Origin of the sequence: Sagittula sp. P11, assembly GCF_002814095.1 — a bacterium.
GTDB lineage: Bacteria > Pseudomonadota > Alphaproteobacteria > Rhodobacterales > Rhodobacteraceae > Sagittula.
On record NZ_CP021913.1, the window covers coordinates 1,865,797 to 1,880,344 of the forward strand.

At 66.7% G+C, this 14,548-nt stretch carries 19 protein-coding genes; 10 read left to right on the forward strand and 9 right to left on the reverse strand.

Annotation, left to right across the window (positions count from 1 at the left end; genetic code table 11):
• Positions 1-73: 73 nt before the first annotated feature.
• Together mce and CDO87_RS09115 are read left to right on the forward strand one after the other, a co-directional pair.
• Complete coding sequence (gene mce, locus CDO87_RS09110) at positions 74-478, forward strand: methylmalonyl-CoA epimerase (protein ID WP_100928485.1); 405 nt, start codon at positions 74-76, stop codon at positions 476-478.
• The gene (locus CDO87_RS09115; protein WP_100928486.1) at positions 478-765 is read left to right on the forward strand and encodes a DUF1467 family protein; all 288 of its coding nucleotides are present in this window, start codon (positions 478-480) and stop codon (positions 763-765) included. Before mce ends, CDO87_RS09115 begins: the two co-directional genes overlap by 1 nt.
• Positions 766-977: 212 nt before the next feature.
• Here CDO87_RS09115 and CDO87_RS09120 read toward each other — a convergent pair whose 3' ends face one another.
• Positions 978-1,679, reverse strand: a complete 702-nt coding sequence (locus CDO87_RS09120; protein ID WP_100928487.1) for an EI24 domain-containing protein — start codon at positions 1,677-1,679, stop codon at positions 978-980.
• Positions 1,676-2,254, reverse strand: coding sequence for a nitroreductase (locus CDO87_RS09125; protein ID WP_100928488.1), 579 nt, complete (start codon positions 2,252-2,254; stop codon positions 1,676-1,678). Before CDO87_RS09125 ends, CDO87_RS09120 begins: the two co-directional genes overlap by 4 nt.
• A 100-nt stretch (positions 2,255-2,354) precedes the next feature.
• Here CDO87_RS09125 and CDO87_RS09130 point away from each other — a divergent pair, with 100 nt between their 5' ends.
• The gene (locus CDO87_RS09130) at positions 2,355-2,609 is read left to right on the forward strand and encodes a DUF167 domain-containing protein (protein WP_100928489.1); all 255 of its coding nucleotides are present in this window, start codon (positions 2,355-2,357) and stop codon (positions 2,607-2,609) included.
• Positions 2,610-2,619: 10 nt separating this feature from the next.
• Here CDO87_RS09130 and arsB read toward each other — a convergent pair whose 3' ends face one another.
• Positions 2,620-3,663 carry an ACR3 family arsenite efflux transporter gene (gene arsB, locus CDO87_RS09135; RefSeq protein ID WP_100928490.1) on the reverse strand — a complete coding sequence of 348 codons (1,044 nt, stop codon included), beginning with the start codon at positions 3,661-3,663 and terminating at the stop codon, positions 2,620-2,622.
• Positions 3,664-3,788: 125 nt separating this feature from the next.
• Here arsB and CDO87_RS09140 point away from each other — a divergent pair, with 125 nt between their 5' ends.
• Positions 3,789-4,112 carry a helix-turn-helix transcriptional regulator gene (locus CDO87_RS09140; protein WP_100928491.1) on the forward strand — a complete coding sequence of 108 codons (324 nt, stop codon included), beginning with the start codon at positions 3,789-3,791 and terminating at the stop codon, positions 4,110-4,112.
• A gap of 89 nt (positions 4,113-4,201) precedes the next feature.
• Positions 4,202-4,831, forward strand: coding sequence for a LysE family translocator (locus tag CDO87_RS09145; protein ID WP_198521853.1), 630 nt, complete (start codon positions 4,202-4,204; stop codon positions 4,829-4,831).
• 208 nt (positions 4,832-5,039) lie between these two features.
• Here CDO87_RS09145 and CDO87_RS09150 read toward each other — a convergent pair whose 3' ends face one another.
• Positions 5,040-5,723 carry a helix-turn-helix transcriptional regulator gene (locus CDO87_RS09150; protein WP_100928492.1) on the reverse strand — a complete coding sequence of 228 codons (684 nt, stop codon included), beginning with the start codon at positions 5,721-5,723 and terminating at the stop codon, positions 5,040-5,042.
• Between the two features lie 73 nt (positions 5,724-5,796).
• Between CDO87_RS09150 and CDO87_RS09155 the strand changes: the two genes are divergently transcribed.
• Both CDO87_RS09155 and CDO87_RS09160 read left to right on the forward strand, forming a co-directional pair.
• On the forward strand, positions 5,797-6,120 hold the full coding sequence (locus tag CDO87_RS09155) for an NIPSNAP family protein (protein WP_100928493.1): 324 nt from the start codon (positions 5,797-5,799) through the stop codon (positions 6,118-6,120).
• Positions 6,117-6,464, forward strand: coding sequence for an antibiotic biosynthesis monooxygenase (locus CDO87_RS09160; protein WP_100928494.1), 348 nt, complete (start codon positions 6,117-6,119; stop codon positions 6,462-6,464). The genes CDO87_RS09155 and CDO87_RS09160 overlap by 4 nt, the downstream gene beginning before the upstream one ends.
• A gap of 169 nt (positions 6,465-6,633) precedes the next feature.
• Here the strand turns inward: CDO87_RS09160 and clpB are convergent, their stop codons facing one another.
• Positions 6,634-9,246: an ATP-dependent chaperone ClpB gene (gene clpB / locus CDO87_RS09165; protein ID WP_100928495.1), complete on the reverse strand. Its 2,613-nt coding sequence runs from the start codon at positions 9,244-9,246 to the stop codon at positions 6,634-6,636.
• Positions 9,247-9,518: 272 nt separating this feature from the next.
• Between clpB and pyrF the strand changes: the two genes are divergently transcribed.
• Both pyrF and CDO87_RS09175 read left to right on the forward strand, forming a co-directional pair.
• On the forward strand, positions 9,519-10,274 hold the full coding sequence (gene pyrF, locus CDO87_RS09170) for an orotidine-5'-phosphate decarboxylase (RefSeq protein ID WP_100928496.1): 756 nt from the start codon (positions 9,519-9,521) through the stop codon (positions 10,272-10,274).
• A 380-nt stretch (positions 10,275-10,654) separates the two neighbouring features.
• Positions 10,655-10,933, forward strand: coding sequence for a hypothetical protein (locus CDO87_RS09175; protein ID WP_100928497.1), 279 nt, complete (start codon positions 10,655-10,657; stop codon positions 10,931-10,933).
• Between the two features lie 316 nt (positions 10,934-11,249).
• On the opposite strand, the gene CDO87_RS09180 is transcribed toward CDO87_RS09175, so the two are convergent.
• From CDO87_RS09180 to CDO87_RS09190, 3 genes are read right to left on the reverse strand one after another with little or no spacing between them, the layout of a single operon-like run.
• Positions 11,250-11,681: an NUDIX hydrolase gene (locus CDO87_RS09180; protein WP_254698394.1), complete on the reverse strand. Its 432-nt coding sequence runs from the start codon at positions 11,679-11,681 to the stop codon at positions 11,250-11,252.
• Entirely contained in the window at positions 11,674-11,940 is a 267-nt protein-coding gene (locus CDO87_RS09185; RefSeq protein WP_100928498.1) for an NfeD family protein, read from the reverse strand. Before CDO87_RS09185 ends, CDO87_RS09180 begins: the two co-directional genes overlap by 8 nt.
• Positions 11,937-12,833, reverse strand: a complete 897-nt coding sequence (locus CDO87_RS09190) for an SPFH domain-containing protein (protein ID WP_100928499.1) — start codon at positions 12,831-12,833, stop codon at positions 11,937-11,939. The genes CDO87_RS09185 and CDO87_RS09190 overlap by 4 nt, the downstream gene beginning before the upstream one ends.
• A gap of 95 nt (positions 12,834-12,928) precedes the next feature.
• Here CDO87_RS09190 and CDO87_RS09195 point away from each other — a divergent pair, with 95 nt between their 5' ends.
• Positions 12,929-14,182, forward strand: coding sequence for a DNA polymerase IV (locus tag CDO87_RS09195; protein WP_100928500.1), 1,254 nt, complete (start codon positions 12,929-12,931; stop codon positions 14,180-14,182).
• 25 nt (positions 14,183-14,207) lie between these two features.
• Here CDO87_RS09195 and CDO87_RS09200 read toward each other — a convergent pair whose 3' ends face one another.
• The gene (locus tag CDO87_RS09200) at positions 14,208-14,537 is read right to left on the reverse strand and encodes a DUF3775 domain-containing protein (protein ID WP_100928501.1); all 330 of its coding nucleotides are present in this window, start codon (positions 14,535-14,537) and stop codon (positions 14,208-14,210) included.
• Between the last annotated feature and the right edge of the window lie 11 nt (positions 14,538-14,548).

The following is a 14,548-nucleotide window of genomic DNA, read 5'->3' on the forward strand; positions in this document are numbered from 1 at the left end:
GGGCGCCGGGTGGCGCTTGTCTTGCGCGGGTCCGCACGGGCATAAGATGGCAGCCCAAGACAGGAGTTCAGGAATGATCGGTCGTCTCAACCATGTCGCCATTGCCGTCCCGGATCTGGAGGCGGCCTCTGAACAGTACCGCAGCGCGCTGGGCGCCAAGGTCGGCGCGCCGCAGGACGAGCCCGATCACGGGGTCACGGTGGTCTTCATCGAGCTGCCCAACACCAAGATCGAACTGCTGTATCCGCTGGGCGACGACAGCCCGATCAAGGGGTTCCTGGACAAGAACCCCTCTGGCGGCATTCACCATGTCTGCTACGAGGTCGAAGACATCCTTGCCGCGCGCGATCACCTGAAGGCGTCGGGCGCGCGGGTGCTGGGAACGGGCGAGCCGAAGATCGGCGCCCACGGCAAGCCGGTGCTGTTCCTGCATCCCAAGGACTTCAACGGCTGCCTCGTGGAACTGGAGCAGGTCTGATGGGTGTCACCTCCGGACTGGTGCTGTTCGCCGTCATCTGGTTCATGACGTTCCTCTGCGTGATCCCGGTGCGGCTGAAGACGCAGGGCGACGTGGGCCAGGTGGTCGAGGGCACCCACGCGGGCAGCCCCGAGGTCCATAACCTGAAGAAGAAGGCGCTGATCACCACGGGGATCTCGCTGGTGCTCTGGGCGGTGATCGCGGGCACCATCCTCTCCGGCGCGATCACGGTGCGCGACATCGACGGCTGGATGTTCAACCGGATGGCGCCGCTGGACGGCCAGTAAGGCGGCGCGGAGCCCCGCCCTGCATGGCGTATCGCGGGGCGGTCTGCTGAGTGTGGTGACCTTCGGGCGGTGGCGGCGCAGAGCCCCGCCCTACGGCGGTTCCGCAGTTGGCGGTTGGCACGCGATGCCCCGGACGGGGGCGCGCCAGCCTGCGACGTCCTCCGGTCATGCTCCCCCCTTTCGTTCCGGGACCGGCGGGTTGTAGGGCGGGGCTATGCGCCGCCCCTGCCCCGGTTCAGCCCGTGGAAGATGTGGGTGAAGGTCGCCGCGCCCAGCACCGGGATCAGCAGGTTCACCACCGGCACCGACAGCGGCATCGCCATCAGCACGCCTCCGGCCCAGATCGTCGTCAGGTGTCTGCGCCAGAGCCGCTTCGCCTCCACCCGGCCGACGCGGCGCATGGCGGCGAGGATGAAGTATTCCCGGCCCAGCAGGAACCCGTTCAGCCCCCAGAAGATGAACGGCGCGAAGGGGGCGAACAGCAGGTAGAGCACCAGCGCCACCACGTTCGCCAGCACCATCGTGCCCAGGAACCCCAGCCCGTCCATCACGCTTTCCGAGAACGGGACGGAGGCGGCGCGGCCGGCCTCCGGGTAGTGCACGTCCTCCACCGCCTGCGCGACCTCTTCGAGGAAGAGCCCCGTCACGGCGGAGGCCACGGGCACCATCAGGAAGACGGAGGCGATCATCGTCACCGGCACCATGGCCCAGCTCAGCACGTTGTCGACCCAGGTGATCGTGCCGATCCACGGCAGGGTCAGGCTGTCGCCCACCAGCCAGCCCGCGCCCCAGACCATCAGCGCGGCGAAGGCGAAGAGCACCAGCACGGTGATCCCCACCCCGCGCAGCAGCACGGAGCGGAAGCGCGGGTCGCCCATCTGGCCCACCGCCTTGAAGAAGGCGTCGAAGATCATGCGTCGACCCAAGTGGTGATGGCGCCGAGGTCCGGGCGCGGCCGGTCCGGCGGCGTGGAGGTTTCCGTGCCGATGTGGACGAAGCCCGCGATGGTCTCGTTCTCGGCCAGTCCCAGCGCGTCGCGGCGGAAGTCCGCGTCGTGGCTCGCCCAGCCCGACAGCCAGTTCGCGCCCCAGCCGCTGGCCAGCGACGCGTTCAGCAGCGCGAGGCAGACAGCCCCCGCGGAATAGGTCTGTTCGATGGCGGGGATCTTGTCGGAGGGTTTCTGCACTTCGATCACCGCAACGCAGAGCGGGCTGTCGTCGAAGGCCGCGCGCGCCTTGGTGATGGTGGGTTCGTCCTTTCCAAGCCGCTGGCCGGTGGCCTCCACCGCGCCGGCCATGCGCTTCAGCGCGTCGCCGGACAGCACGATGAAGCGCCACGGCTCCAGCTTGCCGTGATCGGGCGAGCGGGCGGCGGCGGTCAGCAGCGTCTCCAGCGTGGCGCGGTCGGGGGCGGGGGTGGTCAGCGTCTTGGAGGGGCGAGAGCGGCGGGTGAGAAGGAAGTCCATGGCTTCCGGGTTCGGGGTGGGCATGTGACGTCTCCTTGTCCTGTCGGATGGTATCAAAGCCCTGAGCGCCCGGGATTCAACCGGGAAAGTTGCGGGTTTGTCGTCAGGATGCTAGCGCCGTCCCATGAAACCGCCCGATCTCTCCGACCTTGCCGTGCCCGGCGCGACCCTTGCGGTGCGCGTCACGCCCAAGGCGTCGCGCAACGCGGTCGAACGGGACGGCGTCGCGCTCCGGGTCTACGTGACCACGGTGCCAGAAGGCGGCAAGGCGACGGCGGCGGTGGTGAAGCTGCTGGCCAAGGCGCTTGGCGTGCCGAAGTCGCGGCTGGAGCTGGTGCGCGGAGAGACCTCGCGCGACAAGGTGTTCCGGGTGCTGTGAGCCCGGCCCGTCAGGCCGCGCCGGGAAAGCGCGCCCGCGTGCGGTTGGCGAAGGCCACGAGCGACAGCATCACCGGCACCTCGACCAGCACGCCGACCACGGTGGCCAGCGCCGCGCCGGAGTTCAGCCCGAAGAGCGAGATCGCCACGGCCACCGCCAGTTCGAAGAAGTTCGACGTGCCGATCATCGCGCAGGGGGCGGCGATGCGATGCGGGACCTTGAGCAGGAAGGCCGCGCCGTAGGCCAGCGCGAAGATGCCGTAGCTCTGGATCAGGATCGGCACGGCGATCAGGGCGATGACCACGGGACGGCTCAGGATGACCTCGCCCTGCAGGCCGAAGAGGATCGCGACCGTGGCGACGAGACCGATCATCGACAGCGGTTTGACCCGGGCCGAGAAGGAGTCGATCGCTGCGTCCGACCCCAGCACGCGGCGGGTGATCAGCCCGGCGATCAGCGGCAGCACGACGTAAAGCACCGTCGCCAGCACCAGCGTGTTCCAGGGCACCGCGATCTCCGTCACGCCCAGCAGCAGCGCCACGATGGGCGCGAAGGCCACGACCATGATGAGGTCGTTCACCGAGACCTGCACCAGCGTGTAGGTCGCATCCCCGCGCGTGAGCTGCGACCAGACGAAGACCATGGCCGTGCAGGGGGCGGCGCCCAGCAGGATCAGCCCGGCGATGTACTGGGAGGCATCCTCGGGCGCGATCCACGGCGCAAAGATGTGGTCGAAGAACAGCACCGCCAGCAGCGCCATGGTGAAGGGCTTGATCAGCCAGTTGACCGTCAGCGTCACCAGAAGGCCCTTCGGCTGCTTGGCCACGCCCGCCACCGCGCCGAAGTCGACGCCGACCATCATCGGGTAGACCATGGCCCAGATCAGCACCGCGACGACAAGGTTGATGGAGGCGACCTCGGCCCCCGCAATGGCCTGCACCAGCCCCGGCGCCACCACGCCGACCGCGATGCCGGCGATCATGGCCAGCGCGACCCATAGGGTCAGCAGGCGTTCGAAGGGGCCCATGGGTTGCGGTTCGGCGGCGTCGCTCATCGTTCCCTCCGGCCCGGTCTGCGGGCTGTCATGATGGTGTCATTTCGCGGAATCCCGAATTGAGGGCGGTGTAGCCCCCGCCCGCCGATCTTGTCAAGATTCGTCATTTCGCGTATTCACGAAACATGGATCAGGCCAAGGCAACGGACGCTTTCACCGCACTGGCGCACGATGTGCGGCTGTCGGTGTTCCGTCTGCTGGTAAAGCGCGGTCCGGAGGGGACGCCCGCGATGGAGGTGGGGCGGCTTCTGGATCTCAAGCCCTCGACCCTGTCGGGCCACCTGTCGGTGCTGAAACGCGCGGGCCTCGTGACGGCGACGCGCCAGCACCGCGAGGTGCTATATGCACCGAACTTCGCGGCGGTTAACGGGCTGGTGACCTTCCTGCTGGAGGACTGCTGCGGCGGCGATGCGGCGGCCTGCGCCGGAATCGGCCTGCCGCTGCGCTGACCCCCGCGCCCGCCCGGAAGGACAGGCGGTTTGACGGCTGTGCCGCGCAGGGCCTAGCATGGCCGCGAGCAACCGGAAGGACCGCGGCCATGCCGATGGAGACGTACCTGATCTACCTGGCCGCCGTGGCGGTGTTCTTTGCGACGCCACCCGACACCAGCCAGCTTCTCATCATCTCGAACAGCGTGCGCCACGGGCTGCGGCGGAGCGTGTTCACCATCGCCGGGGACCTGACGGCCAACTGCCTGCAGATGACCGGAGCGGCCTTCGGGCTGGCCGCGATCATCGCCACCTCGGCCAGCGCGTTCCTCTGGATCAAGTGGCTTGGCGTCGCCTACCTGCTGTGGATCGGTGTGCAGCTTGTCCTCGCGAAGGAGCGGGCCGGGGACGTGTCGGCCAATGCCTCCGGCCAGTCCTTCCGCCTGTTCCGGCAGGGCTTCGTCACCTCCATGGCGAACCCCTTCGCCGTGGTGTTCTTCGGCGCGCTCTTCCCGCAGTTCATCGACCCCGGCGCGCCGGTGCTGCCGCAGCTTCTGATCCTCGGGGTCACCTACCTGGCGGTCGACGGGGCGATCCTGCTGCTGTGGGGCTGGCTGGGCATCCGGGCGGCAGCCGTGCTGAAGCGGTATTCCTTCGGGCTGGTGAACAAGGTGTGCGGCGCGCTGATGATCGCCGCGGCCGGGCTGCTGGCCAGCAAGGATTTCCAGCCGCAGAAGTGATCTGGGGCCATTGCGCAAGCGGGAGCACAGGGGAAGAGGCGGAGGGTCCCCCAGCCATTGGCTTAGGCTGATGCCGTGCATGCGGGATGACCTTTGGCCAGGACGTCATGCTCCCGGAGAAAGCTCCGGTATCTGGCTGCAGAGGTCGGCTTGGCGGACAATCCCGCCATTCATCCGTTGGCTGCCTTGGTGCAATCCGTAGCGGTTCTCAGTTCACCGGGAAGAGTTTGTTGAATTCCACTGCTCCATTCCGAGAGAAGGTCACGATCCGGGTTTTCTGATCCCGCTTGGCCCAGGACAGCTCCTCGAACCGACCGAGGAATGCGCGCCCCAAGCTGCCCGCCAGATGCGACCGCCGTTCACTCCAGTCGAGGCATTCTCGGCAAACAGGCGCGCGCGCCTTGCGCAGGCCCGCGACGTCGATGCCAAATTCGGCGGAGAATGCCGCCCCGGTCTCGGTCAGTCTCAGGTCTTCGCCACCCTGGACCAGATGCCCCTGCGCGATAAGGCTGTCGAACATCTGTGTGCCCATATCCCCGGCGAGATGGTTGTAGCAGACACGCGCCTGGCGCAGTTCCGCATCCCGCGGGCCGGTGCGTTTGCGCAAATGACCCGACCCCGCCGCGAGACCCATCAAACCTTCGAGCACATGGGCCACCTCGTCACTGGCAAGCGCGAAGTACTTGTGTCGTCCTTGTTTCCGGGGCCTCAACAAGCCGCCATCATCGAGCTTCGACAGGTGCGAGCTGGCGGTCTGGACCGTCACTCCCGCTTCTTCCGCCAGTTCGCTGACCGTCAGGGCTTTCCCGCTCATGAGCGCGGTCAGCATGTTGGCGCGGGCGGGATCGCCGATCAAAGCAGCTATTCGCGCGATATCCGGACCTTCTTTCATAGTTCGATCTTGATCGAAGCATCTGCAGAAAGCAACCGGCTATGGTCGGAGGACACGCTGCAAGGAGTCCATCATGCTGACATGCGTAATCCGCTACCATATCGATCCGACGAAAAAAGCCCAGTTTGAGGAGTATTCCCGCAATTGGGGGCAGGCGATCCCGCGCTGTGGAGCCGACCTGATCGGCTACTACGCCCCGCACGAAGGGTCATCCACGCTCGCTTACGGCATCTACAATGTCGCGAGCCTTGCAGACTACGAAGCCTACCGCGCGCGTCTTGCCGCCGACCCGCTAGGCCGCGAGAACTACGAGTTCGCCCAGAAGGAGAAGTTCCTGCTCCGGGAAGACAGGACCTGGCTCAAACTCGCTTCCGCGTCGCATGGAGACGGCGCATGATCGCCGTCATTTTCGAGGTCGAACCGGCGGAGGGTCGCAAGGACGAGTACCTCGACATCGCTGCCGAGATGCGTCCGATGCTCGATGATGTCGAAGGTTTCATCTCGGTCGAGCGGTTCCAGAGCCTGACCGATCCGCGCAAGATCCTGTCCCTGTCGTTCTTCGAGGATGAAGACGCGATCACACACTGGCGCACCCTCAATGCCCATCGAGGCGCACAAACGAAGGGGCGCAGTGGGGTCTTCGATGACTACCGCTTGCGGATCGCCAGCGTGATCCGGGACTACGGCATGTTCGACCGGGCCCAAGCTCCGGCTGACAGCAGCAAAGCGCATGCGACCTGAGTTCGGTCCACTCACTGACCAAGCCCACGTTCGCGGCACAGCGGAAACCTAACCGAAATGGGCTCGAAGCGGTCATTGGAGTACGAACCGCTTCCTGGATTGCAGGAGTACTTTGCATGAAAAAAGGCGGGGTTTCCCCCGCCTTTCTCGTAGCTTTCCGGCGTCCGGATCAGTGCACCACGGCATCGTCCGGCTTGGGCCGGTTGGTGGCGCCGACGCGGTCGCCGATCAGGAGGCCTTCTGCCCCGGCAGAGACCGGAACCACGTCGCCGTCGTTCACGTCGCCGGACAGGAGCATCTCTGCCAGCGGGTCCTGCAGGGCGCGCTGGATCACCCGCTTGAGCGGACGCGCACCGAACACCGGGTCGTAGCCCTCGTCCGCCAGCCACGCCTTGGCCGCATCGTCCAGCTCCAGCCGGATCTTGCGGGCCGCGAGGCGCTTCAGCAGACGGCGGAGCTGGATCTCCACGATGCCGCCCATGTCCTCGCGCTTCAGCCGGTCGAAGATGATCGTCTCGTCGAGACGATTCAGGAACTCCGGCCGGAAATGGGCGCGCACGGCGTCCATCACGTCACGCTTGGCCTGGCCGCCGTCAGCGCCGTCGGGCAATTGGCTGAGGGCCTGGGAGCCGAGGTTCGACGTCAGCACGATCAGCGTCTGCTTGAAGTCCACGGTGCGGCCCTGACCGTCGGTCAGCATGCCGTCATCGAGGACCTGCAACAGCACGTTGAACACGTCCGGGTGCGCCTTCTCGACCTCGTCGAACAGCACGACCTGATACGGACGCCGCCGCACGGCTTCGGTCAGGACACCGCCCTCGTCGTAGCCCACGTAGCCCGGAGGCGCGCCGATCAGGCGGGCCACCGCGTGCTTCTCCATGAACTCCGACATGTCGATGCGGACCATCGCCGAGTCGTCGTCGAACAGGAACTCTGCCACGGCCTTCGTCAGCTCGGTCTTGCCGACGCCGGTGGGGCCGAGGAACAGGAAGCTGCCCAGCGGACGGTTCTCGTCGTTGAGACCCGCACGCGCCCGGCGCACGGCATTCGCAACGGCGGTCACCGCCTGGTTCTGGCCGACAACCCGGCGATGCAGGTTCTCTTCCATGCCCAGCAGCTTCTCGCGCTCGCCTTCCAGCATCTTGCCGGCGGGGATACCGGTCCAGCGCTCCACGACAGAGGCGATCTGGTCCGGGCGCACCGCTTCCTCGACCATGACGTCGTCGGACGCCTCGGCCTCGGCAAGCTGCTTCTCCAGCCCCGGGATGATGCCGTAGGACAGTTCCCCGGCGCGGGCGAGGTTGCCCTGCCGCTTCACCTGCTCCAGTTCGGCGCGGGCCCGGTCGAGCTGCTCCTTCAGGTCGTTGGCCGAGGCCAGCTTGTCACGCTCCGCCTGCCAGCGCGCGGTCATCTCCGCGCTCTGTTCCTGCAGGTCGGCCAGGTCCTTCTCCAGCTTCTCGAGCCGGTCCTTCGAGGCCTGGTCATCCTCGGACCGCAGGGCTTCGACCTCGATCTGCTTCTGCAGGATGTCGCGGTCGAGCGCGTCGAGTTCCTCCGGCTTCGAGTCCACCTCCATCCGCAGACGGCTGGCGGCCTCGTCCATCAGGTCGATGGCCTTGTCCGGCAGGAAGCGGTCGGTGATGTAGCGGTGAGACAGCTGTGCCGCCGCCACCAGCGCGGAGTCGGCGATCCGCACGCCGTGGTGCAGTTCGTACTTCTCCTTGATGCCGCGCAGGATCGAGATGGTGTCGTCGACCGTCGGTTCCTCGACCATGACCGGCTGGAAACGCCGCGCCAGCGCCGCGTCCTTCTCGACGTGCTTGCGGTACTCGTCCAGCGTGGTCGCGCCGACGCAGTGCAGCTCGCCCCGCGCCAGGGCCGGCTTCAGCAGGTTCGACGCATCCATCGCGCCGTCCGCCTTGCCCGCGCCGACCAGCGTGTGCATCTCGTCGATGAAGAGCACGATCTCACCGGCGGCCGAGGTGACCTCCGACAGGATCGACTTGAGCCGCTCCTCGAATTCGCCGCGGTACTTCGCACCGGCAATGAGCGCACCCATGTCGAGCGCCAGAAGACGCTTGTTCTTCAGGCTTTCGGGCACGTCGCCGTTGATGATGCGCAGGGCGAGGCCTTCCGCGATCGCGGTCTTGCCGACGCCCGGCTCACCGATGAGCACCGGGTTGTTCTTGGTCCGGCGGCTGAGCACCTGCATGGTCCGGCGGATTTCCTCGTCCCGTCCGATGATCGGGTCGATCTTGCCCTCGCGGGCGCGCTCCGTCAGGTCCAGCGTGTACTTCTTCAGCGCCTCATAGCTGTCTTCGGCATTGGCGCTGTCCGCCGTGCGCCCCTTGCGCACGTCGTTGATGGCCGTGTTCAGGCCCTGCGGCGTGACCTTGCCCGCTTCCAGCGCTTCCTTGGCGGGGGATTTCACCATGGCCAGCGCCATGAGCATCCGCTCCACCGGGACAAAGCTGTCGCCGGCCTTCTTGGCGATCTTCTCTGCCTCGTCCAGCACCTTGCCGGTGGCGGAATCGAGGTACACCTGCCCGGCATCGCCGGACACCTTGGGGATCTTCGCCAGCTTGGTATCCAGCACCTGCACAACGCGCTTCGGCTCTCCGCCGGAAGCTGCGATCAGGTTGGGTGCAAGCCCCTGCTCATCGTCCATAAGCGCCTTGAGAAGGTGCTCCGGGGCCAGCTTCTGGTGGCTCTCCCGCATCGCGATGGTCTGCGCCGCCTGAATGAAGCCGCGCGCACGCTCCGTGAACTTGTCCAAGTTCATCTTACTCTCCTTTGCACAAGCACCCTGTTGCGACCGCGCCTGCACAAGGCAGCGCCCGGCCTTCTGGGCCTCACATCCTAAATGGGCGTGTTTGCGCAGCCCTTCAAGATATTCGTTGCAAAAATGCAACGCGAATGGTGCGGTCGATACGGCGGGCCGCGGGCGCCCCGGCCCGGTCGGCAAACCCGCGGCGCCCGGGCCGTCAGGACCCCCGGCGTGCTTGACGCGACTCGTCGGGGCGGTCACATGGGGAAAACCTCAGGAGCCCCGCCATGACCCTTGCCCGTGCCACCGAACAGAACGCCCCCACCGCCGCCGACGACCGGCTGATCGTGGCGCTGGACGTCCCGAACGTGCTGGAGGGCATCGACCTCGTGCAGAAGCTGGGGGATGCGGTGTCCTTCTACAAGATCGGGCTCGGGATGCTGACCGGCGGCGGGCTGGCGCTGGCCAACGAGCTGAAGGCCGAGCACGGCAAGCGCATCTTCCTCGACATGAAGCTGTTCGACATCGGCGCCACGATCGAGGCGGCGGTGCGGGGCATCGCGCAGTTCGACCTCGACTTCCTCACGGTGCACGGCGACCCCTACGTGGTGCGCGCCGCCAAGGAGGGCGCCGCCGGGTCGGACCTGAAGATCCTTGCTGTCACGGTGCTGACCTCGCTGGACCGCGACGACCTCGATTCCGCGCTCATCAAGGATGGCGTCATCCCGGACCTCGTGACCGAACGGGCCGGGCGCGCCTTCGACGCCGGAGCGGACGGGGTGATCTGTTCGCCGAACGAGGCGGCGTTGGTCCGCGCCCTGCCGGAGGCCGATGGCCGCCTGATCGTCACGCCGGGCGTGCGCCCCTTCGGGGCCGACGTGGGCGACCAGAAACGCATCGCAACCCCGGCCCAGGCGATTCGCGACGGCGCGGATCACATCGTGGTCGGCCGCCCAGTGCACCGCGCCGCATCGCCCCGGAAGGCCGCCGAGGCCATCGTGGCCGAGCTCCGCTCGCCCCAGGCGCAGCGCGCGAACTCCTGATCATTTCAATCACGCCCTGAAACATGTGAGCCGCCTAGATCCAGCAGGATTCAGGCGGCTCTATCGCTATATCTGGTCGATTTTGGAACCGATTCGCGAAGGTTCGCGTTTTTCCACCGTAAGAAGTGCAGAAATGCCGGTCTGACGGAGATAAACGTGGCTCAGGTTCGAAATAATTTGACACGTGGTCGTGATGCAACGGCTGTCGTCCGGTCAACGATGGGCAAAAAGGCGCCGAATCCTGCGCTGACTTCCGCTTACACATTGGAGTCATGGGGAAATTCCATACCTGATTCCGTGATGAAACTTATCCACAACTTCTTACGTTATGTATACACAGGGGCCGAAAGTGGGGCCCGTTACAAAAAAGGGTTGAGGTTATGAGCGATATGACACCCCGAATTCACGACGTCCGTTACAACGCCGCCGAACAGTGCTTCGAGGCCCTTGTGACCCTTCACACGCCGGGTGGACGGGTGCGCGTGGCCAGCACCTTCTCCGCGCCGATGACCACCGATTTCGAGGCCGCGTCGCGCGGACTGCTGAACACGGCACTGATGGCGATGGGCGACCGCGCCGCGCTGAAGTCGCGCGAGTTGCGCAAGCCGATCGTTCCGCCGCGCAGCCCGATGGCGTCGCACATGCCGCACGCCGCCTGATCCGTTTCCGTCTTTCGTCGCGCTGTCGATGGCATCCGGCGCGACGCCTGCTGCCTGCCGCTCATACGCCTGTATGAGCCTGCCTGACCGAACCCCTTCTGTCCCTCGGGGAGCGGTCTTACTGCCGGGGCGCCGCACGCTGCCTTTCGCGGCCCCCGGCCTTTTCTCCCCCAGGGGGAGACCCATTCCCGCCGCGCCTTCCGTCCCCGGCATTGCGCGGCACGATCTGCCTGCAGCCCATGCGCCTGTATGGGCCTGCCTTCCGGGATCTCTACTGTCCCCTTGAGACCCGGACAAACTGCCGGGGCGTGCCAATTCAGGCACGTCCCGGTTTTTTCTTTTCCGAAGCAAGGTAGCTGGCGAGGATGCCGCGGAACGGCCAGACGGCATCCGGGGCGTTGACCAAATCCATGGGCGGTATGGCGGCCCATTCCAACCCTTCGCCACCGAAACGCACCTCGTCCACCAGACCGGCCGGGCCGTGGGCCGCGAAGAACCAGCTTCTGCGCCCGCCTGCGTCGCGCAGGTGCACCCAGCGCAGCAGGTCGGGGTCGAGGGTCAGGCCCAGCTCTTCGCGGGTTTCGCGCAGGACGCAGGCGACGGGGTCCTCGTCGCCCTCTGCCACCCCGCCGGGGAAGTCCAGCATCCCCGGCCACGCCAGCCCCGGCGCGAAGTCGCGGCGCAGGACCAGAAGGTCGTCCCCGGCGAACAGCATCACCTTCGCGCCATAGAACCGGCGGCTATTCATTGATGTCGGTGGTCCAGATCTTCACCTGGCCCTTGCGCTCTCCGGCGAGCTTGCGGATCACCAGCCACGCGACAAGCGAGGCCACGGCCCAGATCAGCAGCGTCAGCGGCAGAGAGCCCAGACCCGTGACCAGCAGCAGGAACCCGACGATGAAGGCGCCGACCGCCAGCCCGAGGGCGATGAACCCCGGCGCCAGCACCTCGACGATCAGGAGGACGATGCCCCCCGCGATCCAGAGCCACCAGGTGTCCCAGCTCATGACGTGCCTCCCTTGAATAGCTTGAACGCGTTGCCGAAGGCCTCGATTGCGCTCGACGGCAGGACGATGGTCTGCGTGCCGCCCTTCTCGGCCATGCGGCGCAGGGCGTCGACCTGCTTCAGCGCGACCTCGTACTGCGCGGCCTCGACGCCGTTTTCGCGGATGACCTTGGCCACGACCTCGGTGGCGTAGGCCTCGGCGTCGGCGGTGATGCGGCGCGCCTCGGCCTCCTGCTTGGCGGCGTAAAGCTGGGCGTCGGCGGCCAGTTCGACCGCGCGGCGCTTGCCCTCGGCCTCCGTCACCTGCGCGCGGCGGGCGCGTTCGGCGTTGAGCTGCTGGAGCATCGCGTCGCGCGTCGCCTGGTCGAGGTTCACGTCGAGGATCTCGGCCCGCGTCACCTCGATCCCCCAGTTGTCGACAGCGTCCTCCACCAGCATCTTGATCTCGGCGATCAGGCGGGCGCGGTTCGACTGTACCTCGTCCAGTTCCATCTTGCCGATCTCGGCGCGGACGATGCCCGCCACGGTGGTCGCGATGGCCGCGTCCACGTCACGGATGCGGTAGACGGTCTTTTCCGGTTCGAGGATGCGGTAGAAGACCGAGGTCTCCACCTCCACCAGGACGTTGTCCATGGTGATCGCGTCCTGCGAGGCGGTGGGCAACTGGCGTTCGAGGATCGAGATCTTGTGCCGGACCTTGTCGAGGAAGGGCACGATGAAGTTTATCCCCGGCCCGAGGACCGCGCGCAGCCGCCCGAAGCGTTCGACCACGTGTTTTTCGGACTGCGGAACGATCCGCACGCCCAGGAAAATGCAAAGCAGGATAAAGACCGCCAGCAGGAGGAACACGATGTTCCCGCCGAGGAATTCGGCGATCAGCGACTCAATGGGCATCGAAGGACCTTTCTCGGAAATAATCTTCGACTTATGTAAGCATGGCCGGAGATTTGCGCCAGATTATCCGGTGACCCGGCAAGGATAACCCGACCATGCCCGCGCTGTGCCGCGACTGCCTGACCCTCTTTGACAGCGGACCGCGCTGCCCCGCCTGCGGGCGGCCGCGCGTGATCGCCCATCCGGAGCTGGCCGAGCTGAGCATCGCGCACATGGATTGCGACGCCTTCTATGCCTCGGTCGAAAAGCGCGACAATCCGGAGCTGGCCGACAAGCCGGTGATCATCGGCGGCGGGCGGCGCGGGGTGGTGTCGACGGCCTGCTACGTGGCGCGCATCCGCGGCGTGCGTTCGGCCATGCCGATGTTCAAGGCGCTGCAGCTCTGCCCCGACGCGGTCATCATCAGGCCCCGGATGGAGGTCTATGTCGGCGTCTCGCGCCAGATCCGAGCCATGATGGAAGAGCTGACCCCGGCGATCGAGCCCTTGTCGCTGGACGAGGCCTTCATGGACCTGTCGGGCACCACGCGGCTGCACGGCGCGCCGCCCGCCGTCATGCTGGCGCGTCTGGTCAAGCGGATGCAGGCGGAGCTGGGGGTGACCGGCTCCATAGGGCTTTCGCACAACAAGTTCCTGGCCAAGATCGCCTCCGACCTCGACAAGCCGCGCGGGTTTGCCGTGATCGGCAAGGCGGAGACGCAGGCGTTTCTCAGGCCGAAATCGGTGCGCATGTTGTGGGGTGTGGGTCAGGCCGGGCAGGAGAGCCTCGACCGCGCGGGCATCCGCACCTTCGAGGACCTCTTGCGCTGGGACCGCCGCGATCTCGAGGCGCGGTTCGGCGCCATGGGCACGCGGCTGTGGCACCTTGCGCGGGGCGAGGATCACAGGCGGGTCACGCGCAACGCGCCGGTGAAGTCGATCTCGAACGAGACGACCTTCAACGAGGACACCGCCGATGCGGATATCCTCGACGGGCATCTGTGGCGGCTGTCGGAAAAGACCACGGACCGCGCCAAGGCGAAGGGCATGGCCGGCCGCACCGTCACGCTGAAGCTGCGGCGCACGAATTTCAGCATCCTCACCCGGCGGATGACCCTGCCGGACGCGACGCAGATGGCCGACCGGCTTTACCGGGCGTCCCGTGCACTGTTCGACCAGGTGAAGGAACCGGGGCCGTGGCGGCTGATCGGCGTGGGTCTGTCGGACCTCGTCCCCGAGGCCCAGGCGGATCGTGCGGGCGATCTGCTCGATCCGCAGGCCGGTGCGCGGGCAAAGGCGGAGCGTGCCGCCGACGAGATCCGCGCCCGTTTCGGCAGCGAGGCGATCCTGAAGGGCCGCGCGCTGCGCTGACGGCGTGCGGGGCGGTGTGCCCCTGTCAGGCGCCGCGCCGCATCAGGTCGTCTTCTTCCTCGGTGACGCTGTACCCCAGCGCGTCCAGCCCGGCCTCAAGGTTGTCGGCGAGGTGCGGCGTGCCGATCAGGTAGTCCGACGTGGGCGCCGTCGCCTCTGCCAGCGCGGTGCGGTAGGCCTCGTCGAATTCCTCCGGCTCGAACGAGCCGCGCCCGATCCACATGATCGCGGTCAGCGCCGCGGCTTCCTCTTCGTCCATCCGGTCGATCAGGCCGCGCAGCTCGCCCTCGCCCCGTTCGATTTCGCGCGCCATGAGAATCACGGCCGCCACTTGTCTTGTGCTGATCTGGTCCATGCGGTCATCCT

Excerpts from the sequence above, each read along its gene's own strand:
- mce (WP_100928485.1), top strand. The coding sequence starts at position 74 with ATGATCGGTCGTCTCAACCATGTCGCCATTGCCGTCCCGGATCTGGAG.
- CDO87_RS09115 (WP_100928486.1), top strand. The coding sequence starts at position 478 with ATGGGTGTCACCTCCGGACTGGTGCTGTTCGCCGTCATCTGGTTCATG.
- CDO87_RS09120 (WP_100928487.1), bottom strand. The coding sequence starts at position 1,679 with ATGATCTTCGACGCCTTCTTCAAGGCGGTGGGCCAGATGGGCGACCCG.
- CDO87_RS09125 (WP_100928488.1), bottom strand. The coding sequence starts at position 2,254 with ATGCCCACCCCGAACCCGGAAGCCATGGACTTCCTTCTCACCCGCCGC.
- CDO87_RS09130 (WP_100928489.1), top strand. The coding sequence starts at position 2,355 with ATGAAACCGCCCGATCTCTCCGACCTTGCCGTGCCCGGCGCGACCCTT.
- arsB (WP_100928490.1), bottom strand. The coding sequence starts at position 3,663 with ATGAGCGACGCCGCCGAACCGCAACCCATGGGCCCCTTCGAACGCCTG.
- CDO87_RS09140 (WP_100928491.1), top strand. The coding sequence starts at position 3,789 with ATGGATCAGGCCAAGGCAACGGACGCTTTCACCGCACTGGCGCACGAT.
- CDO87_RS09145 (WP_198521853.1), top strand. The coding sequence starts at position 4,202 with ATGCCGATGGAGACGTACCTGATCTACCTGGCCGCCGTGGCGGTGTTC.
- CDO87_RS09150 (WP_100928492.1), bottom strand. The coding sequence starts at position 5,723 with ATGAAAGAAGGTCCGGATATCGCGCGAATAGCTGCTTTGATCGGCGAT.
- CDO87_RS09155 (WP_100928493.1), top strand. The coding sequence starts at position 5,797 with ATGCTGACATGCGTAATCCGCTACCATATCGATCCGACGAAAAAAGCC.
- CDO87_RS09160 (WP_100928494.1), top strand. The coding sequence starts at position 6,117 with ATGATCGCCGTCATTTTCGAGGTCGAACCGGCGGAGGGTCGCAAGGAC.
- clpB (WP_100928495.1), bottom strand. The coding sequence starts at position 9,246 with ATGAACTTGGACAAGTTCACGGAGCGTGCGCGCGGCTTCATTCAGGCG.
- pyrF (WP_100928496.1), top strand. The coding sequence starts at position 9,519 with ATGACCCTTGCCCGTGCCACCGAACAGAACGCCCCCACCGCCGCCGAC.
- CDO87_RS09175 (WP_100928497.1), top strand. The coding sequence starts at position 10,655 with ATGAGCGATATGACACCCCGAATTCACGACGTCCGTTACAACGCCGCC.
- CDO87_RS09180 (WP_254698394.1), bottom strand. The coding sequence starts at position 11,681 with ATGAATAGCCGCCGGTTCTATGGCGCGAAGGTGATGCTGTTCGCCGGG.
- CDO87_RS09185 (WP_100928498.1), bottom strand. The coding sequence starts at position 11,940 with ATGAGCTGGGACACCTGGTGGCTCTGGATCGCGGGGGGCATCGTCCTC.
- CDO87_RS09190 (WP_100928499.1), bottom strand. The coding sequence starts at position 12,833 with ATGCCCATTGAGTCGCTGATCGCCGAATTCCTCGGCGGGAACATCGTG.
- CDO87_RS09195 (WP_100928500.1), top strand. The coding sequence starts at position 12,929 with ATGCCCGCGCTGTGCCGCGACTGCCTGACCCTCTTTGACAGCGGACCG.
- CDO87_RS09200 (WP_100928501.1), bottom strand. The coding sequence starts at position 14,537 with ATGGACCAGATCAGCACAAGACAAGTGGCGGCCGTGATTCTCATGGCG.